This window comes from Pseudoalteromonas sp. AOP31-A2-14 (assembly GCF_052378035.1).
Taxonomy (GTDB): Bacteria; Pseudomonadota; Gammaproteobacteria; order Enterobacterales; family Alteromonadaceae; genus Pseudoalteromonas.
Genome location: NZ_JBQSXI010000001.1, coordinates 3,228,832 through 3,250,585 on the forward strand (window position 1 = coordinate 3,228,832; position 21,754 = coordinate 3,250,585).

22 protein-coding genes and 2 pseudogenes are annotated in these 21,754 nt (G+C 40.9%); 8 read left to right on the forward strand and 16 right to left on the reverse strand.

What is annotated here, in order from left to right:
* Positions 1 to 8: 8 nt before the first annotated feature.
* The 8 genes from rpsC to rpsJ are packed head-to-tail and all read right to left on the reverse strand — an operon-like array spanning position 9 to position 4,099.
* On the reverse strand, positions 9 to 710 hold the full coding sequence (gene rpsC / locus ACT3S9_RS14910) for a 30S ribosomal protein S3 (protein ID WP_011326869.1): 702 nt from the start codon (positions 708 to 710) through the stop codon (positions 9 to 11).
* Positions 711 to 721: 11 nt separating this feature from the next.
* On the reverse strand, positions 722 to 1,054 hold the full coding sequence (rplV, locus tag ACT3S9_RS14915; protein ID WP_441833757.1) for a 50S ribosomal protein L22: 333 nt from the start codon (positions 1,052 to 1,054) through the stop codon (positions 722 to 724).
* A gap of 14 nt (positions 1,055 to 1,068) precedes the next feature.
* Positions 1,069 to 1,347: a 30S ribosomal protein S19 gene (gene rpsS, locus ACT3S9_RS14920; RefSeq protein WP_004588689.1), complete on the reverse strand. Its 279-nt coding sequence runs from the start codon at positions 1,345 to 1,347 to the stop codon at positions 1,069 to 1,071.
* A gap of 15 nt (positions 1,348 to 1,362) precedes the next feature.
* Positions 1,363 to 2,187, reverse strand: a complete 825-nt coding sequence (gene rplB, locus ACT3S9_RS14925; protein ID WP_441993194.1) for a 50S ribosomal protein L2 — start codon at positions 2,185 to 2,187, stop codon at positions 1,363 to 1,365.
* A gap of 15 nt (positions 2,188 to 2,202) precedes the next feature.
* Positions 2,203 to 2,505: a 50S ribosomal protein L23 gene (rplW, locus tag ACT3S9_RS14930; RefSeq protein WP_441833755.1), complete on the reverse strand. Its 303-nt coding sequence runs from the start codon at positions 2,503 to 2,505 to the stop codon at positions 2,203 to 2,205.
* Entirely contained in the window at positions 2,502 to 3,107 is a 606-nt protein-coding gene (gene rplD / locus ACT3S9_RS14935; RefSeq protein ID WP_441833758.1) for a 50S ribosomal protein L4, read from the reverse strand. Before rplD ends, rplW begins: the two co-directional genes overlap by 4 nt.
* A gap of 17 nt (positions 3,108 to 3,124) precedes the next feature.
* Entirely contained in the window at positions 3,125 to 3,760 is a 636-nt protein-coding gene (rplC, locus tag ACT3S9_RS14940; protein ID WP_441833754.1) for a 50S ribosomal protein L3, read from the reverse strand.
* Between the two features lie 27 nt (positions 3,761 to 3,787).
* On the reverse strand, positions 3,788 to 4,099 hold the full coding sequence (gene rpsJ, locus ACT3S9_RS14945; protein ID WP_002957900.1) for a 30S ribosomal protein S10: 312 nt from the start codon (positions 4,097 to 4,099) through the stop codon (positions 3,788 to 3,790).
* Positions 4,100 to 4,555: 456 nt separating this feature from the next.
* Between rpsJ and plsB the strand changes: the two genes are divergently transcribed.
* Complete coding sequence (gene plsB / locus ACT3S9_RS14950) at positions 4,556 to 7,009, forward strand: glycerol-3-phosphate 1-O-acyltransferase PlsB (RefSeq protein WP_441993192.1); 2,454 nt, start codon at positions 4,556 to 4,558, stop codon at positions 7,007 to 7,009.
* A gap of 4 nt (positions 7,010 to 7,013) precedes the next feature.
* Here plsB and tesB read toward each other — a convergent pair whose 3' ends face one another.
* Entirely contained in the window at positions 7,014 to 7,871 is an 858-nt protein-coding gene (tesB, locus tag ACT3S9_RS14955) for an acyl-CoA thioesterase II (protein ID WP_441993190.1), read from the reverse strand.
* Positions 7,872 to 7,948: 77 nt separating this feature from the next.
* On the opposite strand from tesB, the gene ACT3S9_RS14960 reads away from it, so the two are divergent.
* Positions 7,949 to 8,410: an EVE domain-containing protein gene (locus tag ACT3S9_RS14960; protein WP_441993188.1), complete on the forward strand. Its 462-nt coding sequence runs from the start codon at positions 7,949 to 7,951 to the stop codon at positions 8,408 to 8,410.
* A gap of 150 nt (positions 8,411 to 8,560) precedes the next feature.
* Positions 8,561 to 9,592 carry a cytosolic protein gene (locus ACT3S9_RS14965; RefSeq protein ID WP_441993037.1) on the forward strand — a complete coding sequence of 344 codons (1,032 nt, stop codon included), beginning with the start codon at positions 8,561 to 8,563 and terminating at the stop codon, positions 9,590 to 9,592.
* A 94-nt stretch (positions 9,593 to 9,686) separates the two neighbouring features.
* Here ACT3S9_RS14965 and ACT3S9_RS14970 read toward each other — a convergent pair.
* Positions 9,687 to 10,202: pseudogene (locus ACT3S9_RS14970) on the reverse strand (two pore domain potassium channel family protein); the annotation flags it as partial.
* An 89-nt stretch (positions 10,203 to 10,291) separates the two neighbouring features.
* Here ACT3S9_RS14970 and ACT3S9_RS14975 point away from each other — a divergent pair.
* A complete protein-coding gene (locus tag ACT3S9_RS14975; RefSeq protein ID WP_089367531.1) occupies positions 10,292 to 11,053 on the forward strand; it encodes an IS5 family transposase in 762 nt (253 codons plus the stop codon).
* Between the two features lie 29 nt (positions 11,054 to 11,082).
* Here ACT3S9_RS14975 and ACT3S9_RS14980 read toward each other — a convergent pair.
* Positions 11,083 to 11,634: pseudogene (locus ACT3S9_RS14980) on the reverse strand (potassium channel family protein); the annotation flags it as partial.
* A 377-nt stretch (positions 11,635 to 12,011) separates the two neighbouring features.
* Positions 12,012 to 13,028, reverse strand: coding sequence for a metalloprotease (locus ACT3S9_RS14985; protein WP_441993035.1), 1,017 nt, complete (start codon positions 13,026 to 13,028; stop codon positions 12,012 to 12,014).
* A gap of 137 nt (positions 13,029 to 13,165) precedes the next feature.
* Between ACT3S9_RS14985 and ACT3S9_RS14990 the strand changes: the two genes are divergently transcribed.
* A complete protein-coding gene (locus ACT3S9_RS14990; RefSeq protein WP_444751017.1) occupies positions 13,166 to 14,254 on the forward strand; it encodes an EAL domain-containing response regulator in 1,089 nt (362 codons plus the stop codon).
* On the opposite strand, the gene ACT3S9_RS14995 is transcribed toward ACT3S9_RS14990, so the two are convergent.
* A complete protein-coding gene (locus tag ACT3S9_RS14995; protein ID WP_443489204.1) occupies positions 14,235 to 14,936 on the reverse strand; it encodes an IS1 family transposase in 702 nt (233 codons plus the stop codon). The two genes, ACT3S9_RS14990 and ACT3S9_RS14995, sit on opposite strands and share 20 nt — an antisense overlap.
* Positions 14,937 to 14,959: 23 nt before the next feature.
* Here ACT3S9_RS14995 and ACT3S9_RS15000 point away from each other — a divergent pair, with 23 nt between their 5' ends.
* Entirely contained in the window at positions 14,960 to 15,196 is a 237-nt protein-coding gene (locus ACT3S9_RS15000) for a hypothetical protein (RefSeq protein ID WP_444751018.1), read from the forward strand.
* Here the strand turns inward: ACT3S9_RS15000 and ACT3S9_RS15005 are convergent.
* Positions 15,193 to 16,269, reverse strand: a complete 1,077-nt coding sequence (locus ACT3S9_RS15005) for a hemolysin family protein (RefSeq protein ID WP_444751019.1) — start codon at positions 16,267 to 16,269, stop codon at positions 15,193 to 15,195. The genes ACT3S9_RS15000 and ACT3S9_RS15005 overlap by 4 nt on opposite strands.
* Before the next feature lie 351 nt (positions 16,270 to 16,620).
* The gene (locus ACT3S9_RS15010) at positions 16,621 to 17,757 is read right to left on the reverse strand and encodes an ISAs1 family transposase (RefSeq protein WP_444750999.1); all 1,137 of its coding nucleotides are present in this window, start codon (positions 17,755 to 17,757) and stop codon (positions 16,621 to 16,623) included.
* Positions 17,758 to 17,835: 78 nt separating this feature from the next.
* On the opposite strand from ACT3S9_RS15010, the gene ACT3S9_RS15015 reads away from it, so the two are divergent.
* Both ACT3S9_RS15015 and ACT3S9_RS15020 read left to right on the forward strand, forming a co-directional pair.
* The gene (locus tag ACT3S9_RS15015; protein WP_444751020.1) at positions 17,836 to 20,127 is read left to right on the forward strand and encodes an alpha/beta hydrolase family protein; all 2,292 of its coding nucleotides are present in this window, start codon (positions 17,836 to 17,838) and stop codon (positions 20,125 to 20,127) included.
* A gap of 149 nt (positions 20,128 to 20,276) precedes the next feature.
* Positions 20,277 to 20,981, forward strand: a complete 705-nt coding sequence (locus tag ACT3S9_RS15020) for a response regulator transcription factor (protein ID WP_444751021.1) — start codon at positions 20,277 to 20,279, stop codon at positions 20,979 to 20,981.
* A gap of 2 nt (positions 20,982 to 20,983) precedes the next feature.
* On the opposite strand, the gene ACT3S9_RS15025 is transcribed toward ACT3S9_RS15020, so the two are convergent.
* Complete coding sequence (locus ACT3S9_RS15025; RefSeq protein ID WP_444751022.1) at positions 20,984 to 21,727, reverse strand: ATP-binding protein; 744 nt, start codon at positions 21,725 to 21,727, stop codon at positions 20,984 to 20,986.
* Positions 21,728 to 21,754: the final 27 nt, after the last annotated feature.

Consider the following 21,754-nt stretch of genomic DNA (forward strand, 5'->3'; position numbering starts at 1 on the left):
CGCTACCTCTACTTAGCACTTTTTTTGGCTTTCTTTGGTGCGCGTTTAGCTGGCTTCTCTTGCTCTTGTACCAGTGGTAAACCACCAATAACTTCGCCTTTGAAGATCCAAACTTTAACACCAATGATACCATAAGTGGTTAAGGCCTCAGAAGTTGCGTAGTCGATATCAGCACGAAGAGTATGTAGAGGTACACGACCTTCACGATACCATTCTGTACGTGCGATTTCTGCGCCGCCAAGACGACCGCTAACTTCAACTTTAATCCCTTTAGAACCGATGCGCATTGCATTTTGTACCGAACGCTTCATAGCGCGACGGAACATAACACGACGCTCTAGTTGAGAGGCAATGCCGTCTGCAACTAATTGTGCATCTAATTCTGGTTTACGTACTTCAGAAATATTAATCTGAGCAGGTACACCTGCGATCTTAGTTACCGCTTGACGTAGCTTTTCAACGTCTTCGCCTTTTTTACCGATAACAACACCCGGACGAGCCGTGTGAATTGTTACGCGGATTGATTTTGCTGGACGCTCAATAACGATTTTAGACACAGAAGCCGTTTTCAATTCCTTTGTAAGGAATGTACGTACTTTGTGATCGCCAAAAAGCTGTGCAGAGAAATCTTTTGAACTCGCGTACCAGGTAGAAACCCAAGGTTTAGATATACCTAGGCGAATACCAGTAGGATGAACTTTTTGTCCCATTACTTATACTCCTAGCTATCTGAAACCATAACAGTGATGTGGCTTGTACGCTTAAGGATGCGGTCTGCGCGTCCTTTAGCACGTGGCATAATACGTTTCATTGTTGGACCATCGTCCACAAAGATTGTAGTTATACGAAGCTCATCAATGTCAGCACCTTCGTTATGCTCTGCGTTAGCAATAGCAGACTCAAGTACCTTCTTAACTAATACAGCCGCTTTCTTTGGGCTGTACGCCAGGATTTCTAGTGCGCTATCAACCGGTAGTCCGCGGATTTGGTCTGCAACTAGACGTGCTTTTTGCGCCGAACCAGAGGCGAATTTATGTTTAGCTAATGCTTGCATTTATCATTCCCCTCTTAGCGTTTCTTCGCTTTCTTATCCGCAGCATGGCCGCGGTAAGTGCGAGTTGGTGCAAATTCACCCAGTTTGTGACCGATCATTTCGTCAGAAACGAAAACGGGTACGTGCTGGCGACCATTATGGACAGCAATGGTCAATCCGATCATGTTAGGTATGATCATTGAACGACGGCTCCAAGTCTTAATTGGCTTTTTCTCACCGCTTTCCAAAGCTTTCTCTACCTTCTTCAGCAAGTGTAGGTCTATAAAAGGACCCTTCTTGAGAGAGCGTGGCATGGCTATTCCTCAATATTACTTAGTACGACGACGTACTATAAATTTATCCGTACGCTTGTTCTTACGCGTCTTAGCACCTTTAGTCGGCTTACCCCATGGAGACACAGGATGACGACCACCAGATGAACGACCTTCACCACCACCGTGTGGGTGATCTACCGGGTTCATGGCAACACCACGAACTGTCGGACGAATACCACGCCAGCGATTTGCACCTGCTTTACCAAGTGAACGAAGCATATGCTCAGCATTGCCTACTTCACCTAGCGTTGCACGACAGTCAGACTGTACTTTACGAACTTCGCCTGAACGAAGACGTATAGTCACATATTGACCATCACGCGCAAGGATTTGAACGTATGCACCAGCAGAACGTGCAATTTGAGCACCTTTACCTGGTTTCAATTCTACGTTGTGAACAGTCGAACCTACAGGCATATTGCGCATAGGTAATGTATTTCCAGGTTTGATTGATGCGTCAACACCAGACTGGATTGCATCACCAGCTTTTAAGCCTTTTGGTGCGATAATGTAACGACGCTCACCGTCTGCATATAATACAAGAGCGATGTTTGCGCTGCGGTTTGGATCATATTCCAAACGCTCAACAGTGGCTGGTATGCCATCTTTAGTACGTTTAAAATCGATTAAACGGTAATGATGTTTATGACCACCACCGATATGACGAACCGTGATACGACCATTGTTATTACGACCACCAGATTTAGAGTTTTTCTCTAAAAGTGGAGCGTATGGCTTACCCTTATGTAAATCTGGGTTAACCACTTTAACTAGGTGACGACGGCCCGCAGAAGTAGGCTTACACTTTTGAAGTGCCATAATTCTATCCCCTTATTACTCGGCGCCGCCGACAAAGTCTAGCTCGCTACCTTCTTTAAGAGTAACGTAAGCTTTTTTCCAGTCGTTACGACGACCGAAACGTGCGCCAGTACGTTTTGTTTTACCCTTAACGTTAAGTGTGCGAACACCCATTACTTCTACTTCAAAAAGCTTCTCAACTGCTAATTTAATTTCAGCTTTAGTTGCGTCATTTACTACTTTGAAAACAATAGTATTGTTTTCTTCAGCAGCAACTGTGCTTTTTTCAGAGATATGTGGAGCAAGGATCACTTTTAAAAGACGTTCTTCACGGATCATGCTAGCGCCTCCTCAAGTTGCTTAACAGCAGCAGCTGTAATAAGTACCTTGTCGAAAGCAATTAAGCTTACAGGATCGATACCAGCTACATCACGCGTGTCAACCTTATAAAGGTTACGTGCCGATAAGAATAGATTCTCATCTACTTCTTCAGTCACGATAAGAACATCTTTAAGCTCAAGTTCTTTAAGCTTAGAAACTAGTTCTTTAGTTTTTGGTGCTTCAAGACCAAAACTTTCAACAACGATTAAACGCTCTTGACGAACTAATTCAGATAAGATGCTTTTGATCGCACCGCGGTACATTTTACGGTTTACTTTTTGGCCGTGGTCTTGTGGTTTAGCTGCGAAGCTAACGCCACCTGAACGCCAAATTGGACTACGAATTGTACCAGCACGTGCACGGCCAGTACCTTTTTGAGCCCATGGTTTTTTACCACCACCGCTTACTTCAGAACGTGTCTTCTGAGCACGAGTACCTTGACGAGCACCTGCTGCGTATGCAACAACTACTTGATGTACTAATGCTTCGTTAAACTCACGTCCAAAAGTAGCTTCAGAAACTTCAAGAGCGCCAGAAGCGTCTTTAATTGCTAATTCCATCACTAAATCTCCAGGACTTATGCTTTAACAGCAGGTTTAACGATAACGTCACCGCCGATAGATCCAGGTACTGCACCCTTAACTAAAAGCAAGTTACGCTCAGCGTCAACGCGTACTAGTTCTAAGTTTTGAGTCGTTACACGCTCATTACCCATTTGACCAGCCATTTTCTTACCTTTAAACACCTTACCAGGTGATTGGTTTTGGCCGATTGAACCAGGAGCACGGTGAGATAGAGAGTTACCATGTGTCGCGTCTTGCATGCTGAAATTCCAGCGCTTAACACCACCTTGGAAACCTTTACCTTTAGAAGTACCGGTTACGTCAACTTTGTTGATTTCGTTGAATAATTCAACAGTAAGCTCAGCGCCTACTTCAAAATCGCCTTCACCACCATTTAGGCGGAATTCCCACAGACCGCGACCCGCTTCAACACCAGCTTTAGCGAAGTGACCCGCTGTTGCTTTGTTTACACGGCTTGCTTTTTTAGTGCCTGCGGTTACTTGAAGCGCGTTATAACCGTCTGTTGCGTCAGATTTGATCTGAGCAATGCGGTTAGGAGTCGCTTCAATAACTGTCACAGGGATAGATACACCATCTTCAGTGAAGATGCGTGTCATACCCACTTTACGACCGACTAGACCTAATGCCATTTTCCTAAAACCTCTCTAATCTTCCGATTAACCCAGGCTGATTTGAACATCAACACCAGCAGCAAGATCTAAACGCATTAGAGCGTCTACAGTCTTGTCAGTTGGTTCTACGATGTCGATCAGACGTTTATGGGTGCGGATCTCATACTGATCACGCGCGTCTTTATTAACGTGCGGTGATGTAAGTACAGTAAAACGTTCAAAGCGTGTAGGTAGTGGAATTGGACCACGTACTTGTGCGCCAGTGCGTTTCGCAGTTTCCACGATTTCCGCCGTTGATTGGTCAATCAAACGGTGGTCAAAAGCTTTTAGGCGAATACGAATGCGTTGATTTGACATTCTTAAACCTCAATATAAAGAGCATTTAAAAGAGCATAAAAAAACGACCGAAACTATCTTAAAATATAAGATGCCGGTTGTTGATTTATATCTACGTTGAGTTCCAAATCGGAACTCCTGTTTATTAGCTTGAAATCCAAGCTTAATTTTCCTTCCAAGTTCCCCGAGGGAATTTTGAAAGCCTGCGTATTATAGTGGCATTGGTGATAAATGCAACAACTATTTCAAACATCTTTAAATCATCCGGCATAACACCGTAGGCGCTGAACCTATCTTCGCAAGTTTTTTACTTATAAATGAGATAAATGAGATTTTACTTATAAATGAGATAAATGAGATATAAAACCGCGCCCGCGCTATACTAGAACGCCTAAAGACAATGATAATAGTCAGTCCAGTTTTTAATTGGTATTATTGCCCCTTATATTACCCCTTTTCTCTATCCTTGGTGAGTTGATGCGTATTTTTAGTGCTTGTTTAAATTTTGTCTCTGCGATAATGAATCGCCTACTGGTTAAAAGTAAAGTACTACCAGAAAACCCCATAGAGCAATATGGCCTTAATCCTGCCAACCCGACTTTTTATATAGTTAAGCTTAATGCTCGCTCTGACTTAGCGGCGCTTGCGCGTGTATGTAAAAAACACGGTTTACCCAATCCAACATTACAGCAAGAGTTAGCAGACAAAGAATTAGACCGCTTCATTGGTCTACAAAATCCGCCGCCATTATTTGGTGATACAGCCAAGCCAACAGACGCACTAAGCCAATGTAAACAAATTATTGAACAGCTACTAGAAAGTGGCGAACAAAATGTACAAGTTATTCCGGTTACTATTTTGTGGGGGCGCAACCCTGGTAAAGAAAAACCAGGTTTAGGTACGCTAGTCTCGCACTCGCTAACCCCGAGTTGGTTCCGTAAATTTTTTGTTTTACTGTTTTCAGGGCGTGATAATTTCATTCGCTTTAGTCAACCTCTTGATTTATCACTTTTAGTTAACGAAAAAGCCGATGTAAACGAGTTACCTCATAAACTACTGCGCGTTGCTCGGGTGCATTTTCGTCGTCAAAAACTCGCTGCAACGGGTCCTAAAATGCCCTCTCGTGAGCAGTTATTTAACTCATTACTTGCTTCTCCAACAATAAAAAAAGCCATTAATGATGAAGCAAAAAGTAAAAAAATAAGCCAACAGCAAGCACGTCAAAATGCCTTGAAATTGCTTGATGAAATAGCCGCCAATTACAGTGACGCCACTATTCGCGTAGCAGAGCGAGTGTTAACTTGGCTTTGGAACAAGCTATATAATGGTATTGATATAAAGCACACCGAGCAATTACATGATCTCACTAATAAAGGTCACGAGATAATCTATATGCCGTGTCATCGCAGTCACATGGATTACTTACTGCTTACTTACTCTATTTATCATTTAGGTTTGGTGCCTCCACATATTGCCGCGGGTATTAACTTAAACTTTTTCCCTGCCGGTGGTATTTTTAGGCGTTCGGGGGCATTTTTTATTCGCCGTTCATTTGCTGGTAACAAACTTTATTCAGCCGTATTTAAAGAGTATTTAAGCCAGTTATTTATTAAAGGTTATTCGGTGAAGTTTTACACCGAAGGTGGCCGTAGCCGTACTGGCCGATTGCTACCACCTAAAACAGGCATGTTAGCTATGACAGTACAAGCCATGTTGCGCGGCATTGATCGGCCGATTTCTATTGTGCCAGTGTACATTGGCTACGAGCACGTAATGGAAATTAATACTTACCTTAAAGAGCTTGATGGAAAGGATAAAAAAGGCGAATCTATTTTTGGCATTTTTAAGGCAATTAAAAATCTAAAAAACTATGGTCGAGGCAATTTAAATTTTGGTGAGCCAATTTCAGTTAACCAATACTTAAATGAGTGCCAGCCAGATTGGCGTGAATCAGTTCACCCTACTGATGTCCAAAAGCCGCAATGGCTTGGCCCACAAGTAACCTCCTTAGCCGATATGGTAATGGTTAATATAAATAGTGCTGCGGCATTAAATGCGGTTAACTTGCTAGCAATGATTTTACTAGTCAATGACAAACAAGCCCTAAGTAAACCAAAGCTGCTCGCTCAGCTTGATTTTTATTTACACTTACAACGCAGCGCGAGTTACAGCGACAAAGTAACGGTTCCAGATGAAAGCGCCGAAGAGTTATTAGCTCATGCTTTAAAACTAAATAAGTTTGATGTGATAAGCGATGAATTTGGTGAAATTATTACCATAAATGATAAAGAAAAAACCTTATTCAACTACTACCGCAATAACGTACTGCATTTATTTTCTGTACCTAGCTTGCTTGCCTTACATTTATTTAAACAGCACCGGAGTAGTGTTGCTGATTGCAAAGCGCTAATTGCATGTTTTTATCCGTTATTTACAAAAGAGTGGTTTTTACATGAACTCGATGAAAATTATATCACTCGCATACTGGCAAGTTTTGTCGACCAAGAGTTAATTGAAATAAACGACAACGAAATTAAAATTACCAACAGCAACGACTGCTTAGCAAAGCTAGAAATGCTTGGCCGTGCACTTAGCTTAACCTTACAGCGCTATGCTATTGTGATTGGCTTTATTCAAACAAGTAAAGGCATTGAACGTAAAGAGCTTGAACGAGAAAGCCAAGTATTAGCAGAGCGCTTAGGTACTTTACACGGTATAAAAAGCCCTGAATTTTTTGACAAAAAAGTACTGGTTGGTTTTATTAGCAACTTACGAGAGCAAGGTCTTATTAGTGAGACTAATGATGGCTTAGAAGGTAGTAGCGACCTTTGTGCGCTTTACACACACCTTAAAGAATTACTGCCAGCGCGAGTCTGGCAGTCAATTAGCGATATTGTGCTAAGCCAAGCTCAACACACGCCATGCGACTAACTTGCTAACGCTGACGCATAACACCTTCTTGGATCGTTGAGGCAACCAGGTTGCCTTGGCGGTCAAAGAATTGACCACGCACTAAACCACGCCCCGAGCTCGCACTTGGACTATCAATGGTATATAAAATCCAATCATCCATTCTAAATGGGCGATGAAACCACATCGCGTGGTCAATTGTCGCGACTTGCATATTCGGCTGCATGAACGATACACCATGCGGCTGTAATGCCGTAGGTAAAAACTCAAAATCAGAGGCATACGCTAGTAAATAGTTATGAATACGCTGATCATCAGGCATATCGCCATTGGCTCTAAACCAAATATGCTTAACAGGTTCCATAACCTCTGGTTTAAAAGGGTTATGAAAAGTTACCGGACGCATCTCAATGGGCATTTCTCGAATAAACTTATTACGAATAACTTCTGGAATGTGGTCGGCATTTTCTTGATAAAAATCAAGCGAGGAACGTAGTTCTTCAGGCGCTGGCACATTAGGCATCGCAGCTTGGTGCGATAAACCTTCTTCGGCGGCTTGAAATGACGCTGTCATATAAAAAATCGGCTTACCGTATTGAATCGCACTTACACGGCGCGTGCTAAAGCTTTTACCATCTCGAATTGCTTCCACATCATACACTATCGGTTTAGCGGCATCCCCGGGACGTAAAAAGTAAGAATGCAGCGAGTGAACTATACGTCCTTCAGGTAAAGTTTCTTTGGCTGCAGAAAGCGCTTGCCCCATAACTTGACCGCCAAACACCGCTCGAAAGCCTAAATCCTGACTTTGCCCACGATACAAACCTTGCTCGATTTCTTCTAACGATAATAACGACAATAAATTATCTAACACTTGGCTCATTTTAATACTCTTCAATCCCAGATACGCTAATAATACTATACACTAGAGGGAAGTAAATATTTGTTAGGAATGCTGTTATGGCGTATTGGCTATTTAAAACTGAGCCCGATGATTTTTCAATCAACGATTTAAAAAATTCACCTAAACAAACCACAATGTGGGAAGGCGTGCGTAACTATCAAGCCCGCAACTTTATACGCGATAACATAAAACAAGGCGACTTGGTGATGCTTTATCATTCGAGCTGTAAACACATGGGTGTGGTTGGTATCGCAACCGTTACACGTGATGCCTACCCCGATCCGAGTCAATTTGATTTAAGCCACGACTATTACGATGCTAAGGCCACCAAGGTAAAACCACGCTGGTTTGTGGTAGATGTTACTTATAAAAAGCACCTAACTAAACTAGTGAGCCTAAAAGCGATTAAAGCAAACGACACAGTGAACGACATAGCACTTAAAAAATCCGGCCGGTTATCAATAATGCCAGTAACCGAATCAGACTGGCGTGAAATTCTAAAAATGGCAGAAAATTAAAAACCCAAAACGCAATGTGAAATGTCGACTAAAGCACACCTATAGCCGTCGAACTTGTTTCACGCTTATTACCCCATACACGCCAAAGCTTACATATTTTTCTTCTTTTAGTGTATTTGCTATAATTCTCGGCTTGTTTTTGGAGGACGAATGAAATTACTGTACTGGTTAGATGAATGGTTAACACTAAACGGCGATGAACAACAAGCCAAGCTACCTATGTCTGGAAGTGATTTACTTGGTGATGTATTTGTTAAATATAATTTTGTTGATCTTAAAAAGCCTCTACTGTTCACTTTCTCACCTGCAGGAACTAACCTAAAAGAGCAAGACTTACATAGCAATTTTGCGCCATGGGGCTACCACCTAGGTCAAAAGCAAAACGTAAATGTAATTGCCTTTCAGCACTTAGGTAAAAGTAACTGGTTCCGTAGCCGTAATTTAATATTTTTCCTCGAACAATTATCCACTTTACTTGAACCTTTTAATTGTCGTTTAGGTTATGGCCTCAGCCGTGGTGGGTTTGCCGTGGGCGCCTTTGCTAAGTTACTAAAACTTGATCAGGTATTGCTTTTTCACCCCGTTAGCACTAAAAATAAAGCACTGGTGCCGTGGGATGACCGCTCAAGCACAGACATAGCACAGCAATTCGACTGGCAGAATGATTACCACGACTTAGATTTAGGCAATGCCAAAGGCTATATTATTTACGACCCAACTAACCGTATTGACCGCCAGCATGCTAAGCGCTACTCGCAGCTTACACATTTACGAACATTCGGTATGGGCCATGGTACTCACGCAAGTTATTTGAATAAATTTGGTTTTTATAAACAGGTGGCAGTTGATTTTATTCATCATCAACAAGTTGATATTGCTCAATTTCGCTTGCAAACCAAGACTCTGCGCTTAAAAGAGGACTATTATAAAAAGCTTAACAAAGCCAACGCCCATTCAGCTCATCGCCTTAGGTTACTAAGCACAGCGCACAATATTCTTATTGATGAAAAAGAAGCCCACGTGCAGGAGCATCAAGAAAACATTGATATTCAACCACTTATTGATGTGGCAATAAAACACCAAGATGAACATCCAAATGATGCTATCCAGCTATTAGAGGTAGCAAAACAACTCGCCCCCGGCGACCCGTTAGTTGAGCATAAACTTAAAGAACTAGAATAAAACAGCACCTAATGCTTAGTGCTGTGTTTTGCTTTTTTCTTATGTCCATGCTGTGGCACGATGGTTAAATACATAACTAACGCCACTTTAGACATTATTTAACAAGCCCCTGCCAATCTACTTCATCACTCAATACGCGTTCTACAGCAATATAATGAAGAATATCACCGCTATTTACGAGATAATCTAGCGGTGGATTTAAATCCATATTTTGTGCACTCAAATTATGTGCAACACCGAGTAAAATAGCATCATGATCATGTTTAAAATGATGAAATAAGTTACCAAATTCCATCTCGGTAAAACCTGCAGGAATAACCAAGCTAAACTGTGTATCTCCATAGAGTGTAGAAAGTAACTCCTCTTGCACACGGCTAGAGCCTGGATCTTGCATTGAACGTACCAATACCTCCGCTGATTTAGCACTGCTACACTCCACATTATTACAGTGCTCTAATAGCATTTCTATTTTAGTTTCATCATCAAAATGAGCGCTAATATGGCATTGTTCATTCACTAAGCGACTAATGCGTAGAGCTGTAGTGAAGGTTTGGTCGTCATCTTGACCATCAATAATCACTTTATCGGCCCGATCAATCGCAACGCGCTTAGGGCGTGTTGATCTTTGTGGTATGAAAAACAAACAGCATGAAGATAAGGTATAATTGAATTCGCCAGAAAACTTTACACCGAACCTACATGCCAAGATTAATGTTAACAGACGGGACATGGAATGTCTTATCAAAAGTAATGTACTTAAGTGGTCGAATTTATAATAAGCCCAACCATAGAAAAACGCTCGAAGGCATACTGTATAAGATGCGCACAGGTATTCCATGGCGAGATTTACCTTCTGATTTTGGCCGTTGGAGTGCTATCTACAGACGGTTTAATTTATGGTCCAAAAAAGGGATTTTGAATGAACTGTTTCGCGCATTATCTCGTGATGCGGACATGGATTGGGTCTTCATTGATGGCAGTATTGTCAGGGCTCATCAACATAGTTGCGGTGCAAGAACTGCTGACAATGAATCAATTGGAAAGAGCCGAGGTGGAAATTCTACGAAAATTCATCTTGCAGTCGATAGCGGAGGGTTGCCTGTTTATTATGAATTATCCTGTGGGAATACGCATGATATCGTCCATGCAGAGTCACTCGTAGCTAATTGCCCAACAAGTAATATGGTTGTCGCAGATAAAGGCTACGACAGTGAAAAACTGAGAGCGTTTGTTCGTGATAATAACGCTACACCCGTTATTCCACGTAAGGGCAACAGTTTAGTAGGCAATGAAGATATTGACTGGTGCATGTACAAATATCGGCACTTGGTTGAGAATGCATTTGGCCGTATTAAGCAATATAGAGGGATAGCCACGCGGTATGAAAAGCTTGAACGAAATTATCATTCAATGCTCGCTTTAGCATTTACTATGATGTGGCTACCAATGTGGGCTGATTGATATATGTACTACAAAGATCAACAGCCCCTAAGCTCTTCGAGCGCAGTAAAGCTATTTAAATGGGCAAAGTCAACCTGCGGATTAGCTAAAAATGGATGCTCCATTTGCTCAGTTACTACCAGTAAAATGCGTCTGTCTAAACGCTTTTTATCGGCTAAAATATAATCAATAATTTTTTTAGTTCGTGTATCGTGCCAACCAAAAATAATTATATGGTTATTAATATGCGAGAAATTCTTATCACCTGTCATAGCGCGCCTAATTAAATAAGTAACTGTTTGCCCTGTTTTTCCTAACAAAACACCAAATAATGCTAACCCGAAGGGTATTTGTAATAACGCTACAATCCAACGACCCGCTTCTGTACTAGCGCTAAAATCACCATAACCCACCGTTGAAGTAGTTACTACATAATAGTAAAAATAGGTGGTGAGTGGCGTTAACTCTAGTTCGCCAGCTGAAACCAGTAGCCCCCAAATCAATAGCATATGCAACAAAGTTGTTAAAGCAACCGCTTGCCAACTAACCTGATCGATGTGGCTTTGTACTACGGCGACCAAGCGTTTAAAAATATATTGCATAATCCTTGCTGTTATCCTAATAAAAAACTAAGTGATAAGTTACGATAATGATAACGCCTTGGCAATACTTACAATAAGGGATTAACTAATATCAATACCTTGCCCAAATTGCTTTTAACTCCAACGATGCTCGCACTTTGAGGTGACTTGACTATAAACTATACTAGGGGCATTAGAAAAAGACAGTGTATTATGGCAGGCATTTAGCGTCAGTAGATAAGCGAACTCAATTAGTAAACGAAAACCGCTTAGAGTTACTGTTTTTACTTACACAGTCGCCACCTATTTGCCTTGAACGCTTAAAGAAATGGTTAAGCTGCCACATTTAAGTAAAACGCTTAATGTGGCTCGTTAGTCAATGTAATAACCCTTAATTATTAGCTCGATAATATCTTCATCGGTAGGCTTAGTATTGCGTTTTCAGAGTCAGCAAAGTGCATTATCACTACCACATGGCCTGCAACGACGAGTGCATACATCACAGCCGAGAAACCTTGGCCGTATTTATCTAATGGCAGTAAATGTGAGTAATGGCGACCGCGCCATTCAAACACAATTTCCAGCGCGCCAATAAATAAAAAGAACACTAATAACATTAAACCAAAGGTGTAACTGAGCCACAAGCCAAACAACACGCCTAAAATACAAATACTTAAACCAACCCATGAGCGCATAGAAAAGCTAATGCTTTTTAATACATGCCCGCCATCAAGCGGTAAAATAGGCAGTAAGTTAAATAAATTAAGTAAGGCGCTGAGTACCGCAACACCTGCAAATATTTGCATATCTGTAACGTAGTAAAGTACCACGCCAAGTATCGATGTGATCAAGCCAAACGCAGGACCCATAAGAGATATCACTACATCTTGCCAGCGGGTGGTAATTTTATCGTCGCTCACCGCAAGGCCACCCACAAATGGAATTAAGTAAATGCCTTTAGTTTTAATGCCAAAATATTGCATTGCACGAACATGGCCGTATTCGTGTATCACTAAGCAAGCAATTAACATTAAGGCAAACTCAAAGGTAAATAGCCATGCATAACCCGCAACTGATGCTCCAGCTAACGCTACTTTGACTACTTTGGCACTTTTAAACAACTTAAAACCGAGAGCAAAAATCCCCAGCAAACCTTGCTTAGGTTTAGCGGTTGCTTGCTCTGGCAACTCAAGCTCTTTCATAAATGCGTCATTAATATAAATACCAAGAGTTTTGTCATGTACTTTTGTGGTATCAAGTGCGATGAGTTGCTCATCTAGAGTGAACTGGAATACATTATCTCGCGGATTATCAAAAGCAATAGCCTGTTGCTGCTGAAAGATTTGTACTATTTGGTTACCTGAAAACACCAAGATAAAAGGCTGATTGCCAAAAGTAAGTTGAATACGCAGCATCTAGAGTCAATAGTTGTATTAGTTAGTTACCCTAGTATAACTAATTTCAGCAAAGAAATATCCAAACTAAAACCTGACACAAAGCACCTTATCAACTACGTTTAAGTAAACTCCTCCCACACATTCAAGGAATGAATATGATGAAGCCCAATCGACATATATTAATTGTTGATGACTCTAAAGCCATTTTAGTCGTGATGCAGGCTATTTTAAATGAGCTTAATGTTTATAATGTCACCCTATGTCTAGATGCTAACGAGGCACTAGAGAAAGTAAAAAAATCCCCTCTCTTATACGATGCAGTTTTTACCGACTTAAATATGTCAAACATGGATGGTATGGAGTTAATACGCCATTTAGGTGAAATGCGCTACCCCGGTGGCATTGCCATTATCTCTGAGATGGACTTAAAAGTAATTGATTTAGCTGCTGACTTAGCTCGACAAAATAACGCTCACTTAATTGGCAACATTGCAAAGCCTGTTCAGCTCAACCAAGTAAATATGCTGCTGCAAAAGCTTGAGAGTTTAATGCATCATACTAAGCGCCCAACTGAACCCGTGTCTGAAGCGCAATTACTACACGCAATTAGTCATAACCAAATCACTCCTTTTTATCAACCCAAGGTCAACCTTGCTAATAACAAAGTTGAAAGCATTGAAGTACTTGCTCGTGTTATTACTGACAATCAAAATAGCGCTATTTTACCCGAACATTTTATTTGTGTAGCCGAAGACTTAGAATATATAAACCTGATCACCTTTCAATTGTTTGAAAAGGCCACCAGCGACTTTTCTCAAATAAAATCCACCTTAAAATCTGATCTAAAACTGGCCTTTAATTTGTCACCTTTTCAACTAGAAGATTTGAGTTGCCCAGACAAATTAGCGCTTATTTTACAGCTCAATCACCTATCGGTTGACGATATAATTTTAGAAATAACGGAGCAACATGCACTTTGTACCGCAGCCCAACTAGAGACTTTAAATAGGTTACGGATGCGCGGATTTGGTATTTCGCTGGATGACTTTGGTATTGGCTTTACTAACATACACCAACTTAAAACCCTGCCGTTTACGGAAGTAAAAATTGATCGCACCTTGATTAGCCATATTGAAGCTGACCCGTTTTCACAGGTAATCGTGTCAAGCTTAGTCAATATAGCTATTCAAAATGATTGGTGGTGTTCTAAAAAGTATGCTGGCATCAGACGTAGCCATAATTGATGTAAAAGAACACCAAATCAAACACTTTAAAATGATTATCAAGCTTTTTTGAGAAGCAACAAGTCTTTCTAACCGCTCGTCTTAATCGGTGTCTAAGGCGACAGTTATTACCCTCTATACCTATGGTATGCTGTTTGCCAACCTGTTTGTGATCACCTTTAAAGGCGGTTTTAAAGCTATCCCAGTTGTCCATACTGATAGAGCCATAGCTTACTTTAAGTTGCTTTAAACGTGCTCTTAGCTTCTTAGCTGTTTTTAAGTCACGTTTGCCCCAGACATAAGCGACAATCTCATTAGTAGCACGGTCATAAGCGTAGATGAGCCAGACTTTACGCTTCTTGCGATACACGTAAGTCCAGAACTCATCAACCTCTAAGCGTTCATAGTAGCGCTTCTTAGGCGCGATCTTATAAACAGATGAGCCTATGGTGCCCAATACTTTACCGATACTGACTGAGGCTATAATAGCTATGTCTCTAACACCGCAACCTCTCACCGTCATTAGCCGTATGATGTCTTCTATTTTAGAGTGACAGCCCTTATAAGTTAAGGCATGGTCACCAATGAATTGACGTTTGCAGTCCTTGCATTGGTAGTTCTGCTTGCCATAGCTTTTTATGCCGTTTTTCTTTAAACTGGGACTGTGACAGTCGGGGCAGCTGATATCTATTTGTGTCTTCATAACCTCAAATATATCATCTTGCTTTGGCTGTCACCCTCCTTTATTTCTTCAGCATACTTTCTGACACACCACCAAATGATTTAGTAATTGTTGCCGAAGGCATTGAACGCGAGGAAGAACTTAATTTTCTAAACGCTTTTAAAGAGCATGTACTTATGCAAGGCTTTTTAATTTGCCATCCGAAAGGGAAGGATGAGTTTATTCGCTGGGCAGAGTCGTGGACACTCATGGCAAGCTCAAAAAATTTAAGCCGTCGTTAATTTTCACCGTACTGATGTTTTTCATCATCGCAAACTATGTTTTTATTTTGTGCAACCCGTTGCTGCCAGCGCAGCTTGGCAACATGCTGCATATTTTCTGACTGGTCGTGTTCATCAACAATTTCAAGGCCGACTAACGCTTCAATCATATCTTCAAGCGTAACAATACCTTGTATATCGCCGTACTCATCAACAACCAAACAAATATGCGTGCGTTCAGCTAATAAAGTATGCAGTAATGTCGGTACATATAAGGTTTCTGGCACGGTATAAATAGGCTTAATTAGTTTGCTAATTTTATAATCTTCAGACACTCGATGGTAAGCCAGCATAATATCGTTTTTATGAGCAAAACCAATAATATCATCGCCGTTTTTATCATACACCAACACCCGTGAAAATGACGACGAGCCATGCTCTTGCAAATACTGGTTTACGGTAATATCTTTATGTACTTTGAATAATACTGTACGCGGAGTGATCAGTGCATCTAATTTTGCGTGCCGAAAATGCAGTAAACTGCGAATAATTTCAGACTCCTCTTGATGCAGCGCGCCTGCCTTTGTACCCGCGTCAGCCATGGCTTCAATTTCTTGGCGAATATAATAAGCTTCATCATAATTACGTCCCAATAATCCCGTCAACTTATCGGCAAACCACACAAATGGTTTTAATAAAATAACCAACACTCGCAGCGAGCGGGCAACAACAGGGGTTAATGCTCGCCAATAGTTTGCTCCTAGAATTTTTGGAATAATCTCAGACAGCACTAACACTAAAAAAGTCATGATAGCCGACGCAATACCTACTGCCGCATCTGAAAAAACCACTGCAGCTTGAGCACCAACGCCTGCAGCTCCTGCTGTATGTGCAACGGTATTTAAGGTTAAAATTGCGGCTAGCGGTTGATCAATATTATTTTTTAAATACGCAATCCGTTTGCCTAAATTTGGGCGTTCTTTATTTAACAGTGCAATATAACTTGGCGTAATACTAAGTAACACAGCTTCCATAACTGAGCATAAAAAAGAAATCACGATAGCGGCGGTCATATATATTATCAATAGCGTCACAAGGGTTCCTTATTACCTAACTAAAATACTAGCTAAAGCATCTAAAAGTAATGTTGATTATCGCAGAGAATTTTCACCAATATTTTAGCCATGATATATTTTGGCTAATTACCTACATTAGGCTCAATCATTATGTTTAACGCACTTGCTGCAAAAAGACTGCAGTATATAAAAAAGACCTTAATTCTACTTTCTTTTTGCACTTTAAGTAGTCAGCTATTTGCTGAACCGCTTGATAAAAACAACATCAATTTCATTGGCCCTCTGGCTGCTAATATACAACACAAACCCTATCAAACTGAGCACAGAAATGCCATTGTAAACAGCCTATTGCCTGCATTACAGTCACGGCTAGCGCATTTTAATCCCAGACTCTAACAGGGTTGAGCGGTAATCATCGTCTAGCCCTGCCATTTTCTTTTTCCTCGCCATACTTGCTGACTTAGATGCATCTTGTTTAAAAAGCGCCATGGCTATCTTTCGCATTACATTAAACATTAATGGCCCTTGAAGTTTGCGTATTCTCGATTCATCTTCTCTGAAGTTCATATCAAGCATCCAATGCATGCTTTCAACCTGCCAGTGACTGCGTACTGCATTGAGTGCTTGCGCTGCATTTAAGTCTAATGAACTTATATACCAGCGTGTTTCAGTGGTATCCGACCCTGCCGACTTATCATGAACTTCAGCCCTGACCTTAATAATACTCGTTAAGCCAGGCCAACGATAATCCTTGCCTAGCCAGCTTTTATCTATAAGTAACTGCTGGCATGTACGTGTTTCAACACGCCCATGTCCTGAGCTTATTTCGGTATGTTCATCACAATTATGCTTAGTTAACCTTTCACGCTCGCACTTGTGCCACCACGCTTCTAGTTCCTTTTGCATGCCTGAATGATTACCTTTAAGTGCAAGAATATAATCTGCTTTTTGTTGGATGATTTGTTTTGCTATTTCTTGTTGGCATCCCATCGCATCTAACGTAATGATACTGTTTTCAATATCGAGCAGGGTGAGTAATTCTGGTATTGCGGTGATTTCATTTGTTTTATTATCAACAGCCGTCTGCCCAAGCACTAACTGGTGTTGGCAACTCCATGCACTGACCGTGTGTAAGGCACTTTTTCTGTCTTTTGTGGTAAATGAACGCCGTGCGGTTTTGCCATCGATAGCGATGATATCTGCACCTGTAGTTTCAATCAGTGATGATATCCAAGATTGAAATGCCCTTTCTATTTCATTTGCTTTTAACCGACACATGACGCGAGCAATCGTGTCATGTTTTGGAATTCCTGCGTTGAACGTGCCGTATCTTTTTAACCAATCAAGCTTTAGGTGCCCAAAGTCTTCAATATCTTCCCATCCTTCTGCACCAGAGAGTACAGCGCTAATAGCAAGGAGAAGAATATCGATAAGTTCATGCTTTTTACAACGTTCAATGCGAGGATCTGTAATTGAATTAAAATGTTTCAGAAAAGTAGTGCTCATATTTATGCGACCAAGTAATTATTATGCCTTGATCTGATCACTACTTGCTCTATAAGTTCAATTTATAATGATCTTGCCGTGGCATTACAGTCTGTACAGAGTGAATTATCTATTTTTGGAAAAAATCATCAATGGCAAAGTTTACACAAGGTGCAAGCATTAACTTTAGGTGGTATTCAAGCGCTAAAGTTTACCGCAACAGCCTCGCGTTTTAGCCAAGGCAACTTAACTTTAAAAGGCATTGATAAGGCTGAGCTTTTTATTAATGGCGTTAAGCAAAAATCCGATAATAATAATGATTACAAACTTACTCTAACTACTGGTCAACACCAAATACTTATTATTGCCGAGCAAGTCGCTAACTGGCACAACGTCGAGCTTGATTATGTTGCTAATACTAAACACCAGAACTTAAATATTAGTAAAGAACCTAAAAATAGGCTGTCGGCTAAACAATTATTTGATGCCGCTACGATTAATATGTTCTCGCAAGCACCTGATGCAAAACAGTACATCGTTACAACACGTCATTATGGTGATAGTACAGCTAATCAAGCACAGTATATTACCGAGCTAAAAAATGATGATGACAAAGTGATTTATCGTTTTGAGTCAGGCCAACCAAGCAATATAACCTGGAGCCCTGACAATAAAAGCTTAGTGTACATGCTAGACGGCAAACTTAAGCAGCTTAACCGCAAAAACCTAACGCTGAATACACTTGCTGAAGAGCTAACGAGAGCCAGTGGCTTTGAGTTTTATAATAATAGTAGCTTGATTTTTAGCTGGTCAAAATCACCAGAATCTAATGACTCATTAACTAAACACTATAAAGGCTTACAAGACCGCTGGTCGTATGCACGCACGACTTACCAAGTTTATTTACTTGATAACAACAGTGGTTTTATCAAACCGCTCACGCAAGGACCACTAAGCCATAGCATTGAAGACTTTAATAGTGATAAAGGTACCGTATTACTAAGCAGAAACGTACAAGCTATGCAAGCCAGCACTCATCCGACTACCGAATTACTTGAGTTAACGATTGCCACCAACAAAACAACTACTATAGGCCAATATAAAAACTTTAACCAAGCCAAATATTCAGATGATGATATTTATATTGTTGCAGGTCCTGACTTTAAAGAAGGCTTAGGCCGAAACTTGCCAGATAACATGCTCGCTAATAATTATGATGGTCAGCTTTATTTAGTTAACCACCAAGGCGAGCAAGCTAAAGCGCTCAGTAAACAGTTCGATCCTTCAATTGGGCAAGTAGAAGTACTCACAAATGGCGATGCACTTGTAAAAGTGACCGAGCAAGATACCCAACAGCTCTATTTATTTGATCGCAGTAAAAACCATTTTACAAAAATAAAAACACACCTTGATGTGGTTGAGAAATTTAGTGTATCAGCAAACCGTAACCCTTCTTTATTGATAACAGGTACTTCGGCCTCAGCCCCACAAAAATTACAACGCCTGAACCTTAATAGTAATCGCGTTAATACAGTATGGGATTCAAAACCTCTTAGTTACGCCAATACAGATATTCCAACGCTTGAAGAGTTTAACTTTATCAATCAACAAGGTGCTGAAATAACTGGCCGGGTTTATTTACCTAATGATTTAGATAAAAGTAAAAAATACCCAGCGTTAGTGTATTACTACGGTGGTACATCACCTGTATCACGCAGTTTTACCGGACGCTACCCATTTAACTTATGGGCAGCCAATGGCTATGTGGTATATGTAGTGCAGCCCACCGGCGCAACGGGTTTTGGTCAAGAGTTTTCAGCTAAGCATGTTAATGCCTGGGGGCAATATACTGTAGATGATATTATGCAAGGCACACAAGCATTGCTTGCACAGTATTCATTTATTGATAAAAACCGTTTAGGAAATTTGGGCGCTTCATACGGCGGCTTTATAACTATGTTACTTGCTACAAAAACCAATATGTTTAGCGCTTCAATTGCTCATGCTGGTATTTCAAATATTACCTCCTATTGGGGCCAAGGTTGGTGGGGCTATTTATATTCAGGCGAAGCTTCTAAAAATAGTTTCCCATGGAATAATAACGAACTTTATAGCCAGCGCAGCCCTGTATTTCATGCAGACAAAGTAACCACACCACTATTACTTTTACACGGCGATGCTGACACCAACGTGCCAGTAGGCGAAAGCCATAATATGTATACCGCACTTAAACTATTAGACAAAGACGTTGATTTAATTGAATACAAAGGGGCTAATCATCAAATTTTTTCCCGTGATAAGCGCTTTGATTGGTGGAGCACTATGCTTGCTTATTTTGATAAAAATTTAAAAGATGAGCCACAGTGGTGGGAATACCTTTACCCTAATTAAGTGCAGTTTTCAATTAGGCACTATAGCTCTATAGCGCCTAATTAAACCACTCAGCTTTGGGTATATTGCAAACTTAGCTAAAACGGCAAAATGCCCTTTTTATCAATGAGTGCTAACATGCGGCTATCATTTAAGATAATTAAGATACTATGACTATTCATGTTTTATTGGTTGAGGATGACAAGCTACTCGTTAAACGCATACTCAATCACTTTGCAGAGACTGAATTCACTATTGAAAACGACGCAACAGGTGCAGAGGCCCTTGCCATGGTACAGTTGCGTGCAAATAGCAATGACGCGATAACCCTAGCCATTGTTGATATTGTTTTACCTAAGCGTGACGGCCTACATTTGGCTAAAGAGCTTAATACCTTAACGGATATTGGGGTGATCATGCTCTCTAGCCGTGACTCACAAGCCGACCGCATTGCCGGACTTGCCCAAGGTGCTGATGATTATATATGCAAACCTGTTGACTTACTCGAACTAGAATTACGGATGCGCGCCCTGCACAAGCGCCTTATAAGGAATAACAATCAGGACGAAAGCAAAGAATTTATTGAATATGCCGACTTTAAGCTGCATCCAGATAACCGGACGCTTATTATCCCAAATGGCATTGAGTCTCGCCTTACTGAAGCAGAGCATAAAGTACTTATTTGTTTAATTGCAAATGCAGGCAAAGCCACTCCACGAGAAAAAATATCAGAAGATATCGGCCAACCCGATTGGAGCCCAACTGATCGTACCGTTGATGTATTAATTGGTCGTTTACGCAAAAAGCTCAATGATGAAAAAGATCAAAAGCGCATCGTTACCGTACGCAGTAAAGGCTACATGCTATCGGTTTAAGCTTAATACCGTGTTAACTGTGTCATTAAACGCTCAAAAGCGCGGTAATTTAAAGCTTCTTTAATATCGTCAAGGCTTATACTTTGGCCGGCTTTTAAATCACTAATAGTACGTGCAACTTTAATTACCCGATGATACGAACGCGGCGATAGCGCTAACTTCTCACTGGCTTTAGCTAAAAATTGCAGTTGTGGCCTTGCAAGTGGGCAGTGTAATGCCATTTCTTTATTATTAAGCCGCGCGTTCACTTTACCTTGGCGCTCTAGTTGTAGCTTATAGGCCGCCTCTACTCGCGCCCGTACAACGGCACTACTTTCTTCTTGTTCGGTACTTTGTAATTGCGAACTACTTAAGCGCGGTAGCTCTATTTGTAAATCAATGCGGTCAATAAATGGCCCTGACACCCGTGATAAATAACGCATAACTTGCTCTGGGCTTGCGCGTTTATCATTATGACACCCCGTTGGGCTTGGGTTTAATGCAGCAATCAATTGAAATTGCGCTGGAAACTCCATTTGCCGTGCGGCTCTTGAAATAGTCACGGTGCCGGTTTCCATCGGCTCACGTAATGAATCAAGCACCTTACGTTCAAACTCAGGCAATTCATCAAGAAATAATACGCCATTATGCGCTAGTGAAATCTCCCCAGGTTTAGGATTTGACGAACTGTCAATTCCAACAATAGCTGTCATAATTAGAGCATTTTTTTTAGCCTGAAGCATATTGCTACCTAGAATAAATGTCATATATTACCAGTAATAGCTGTCATAAAC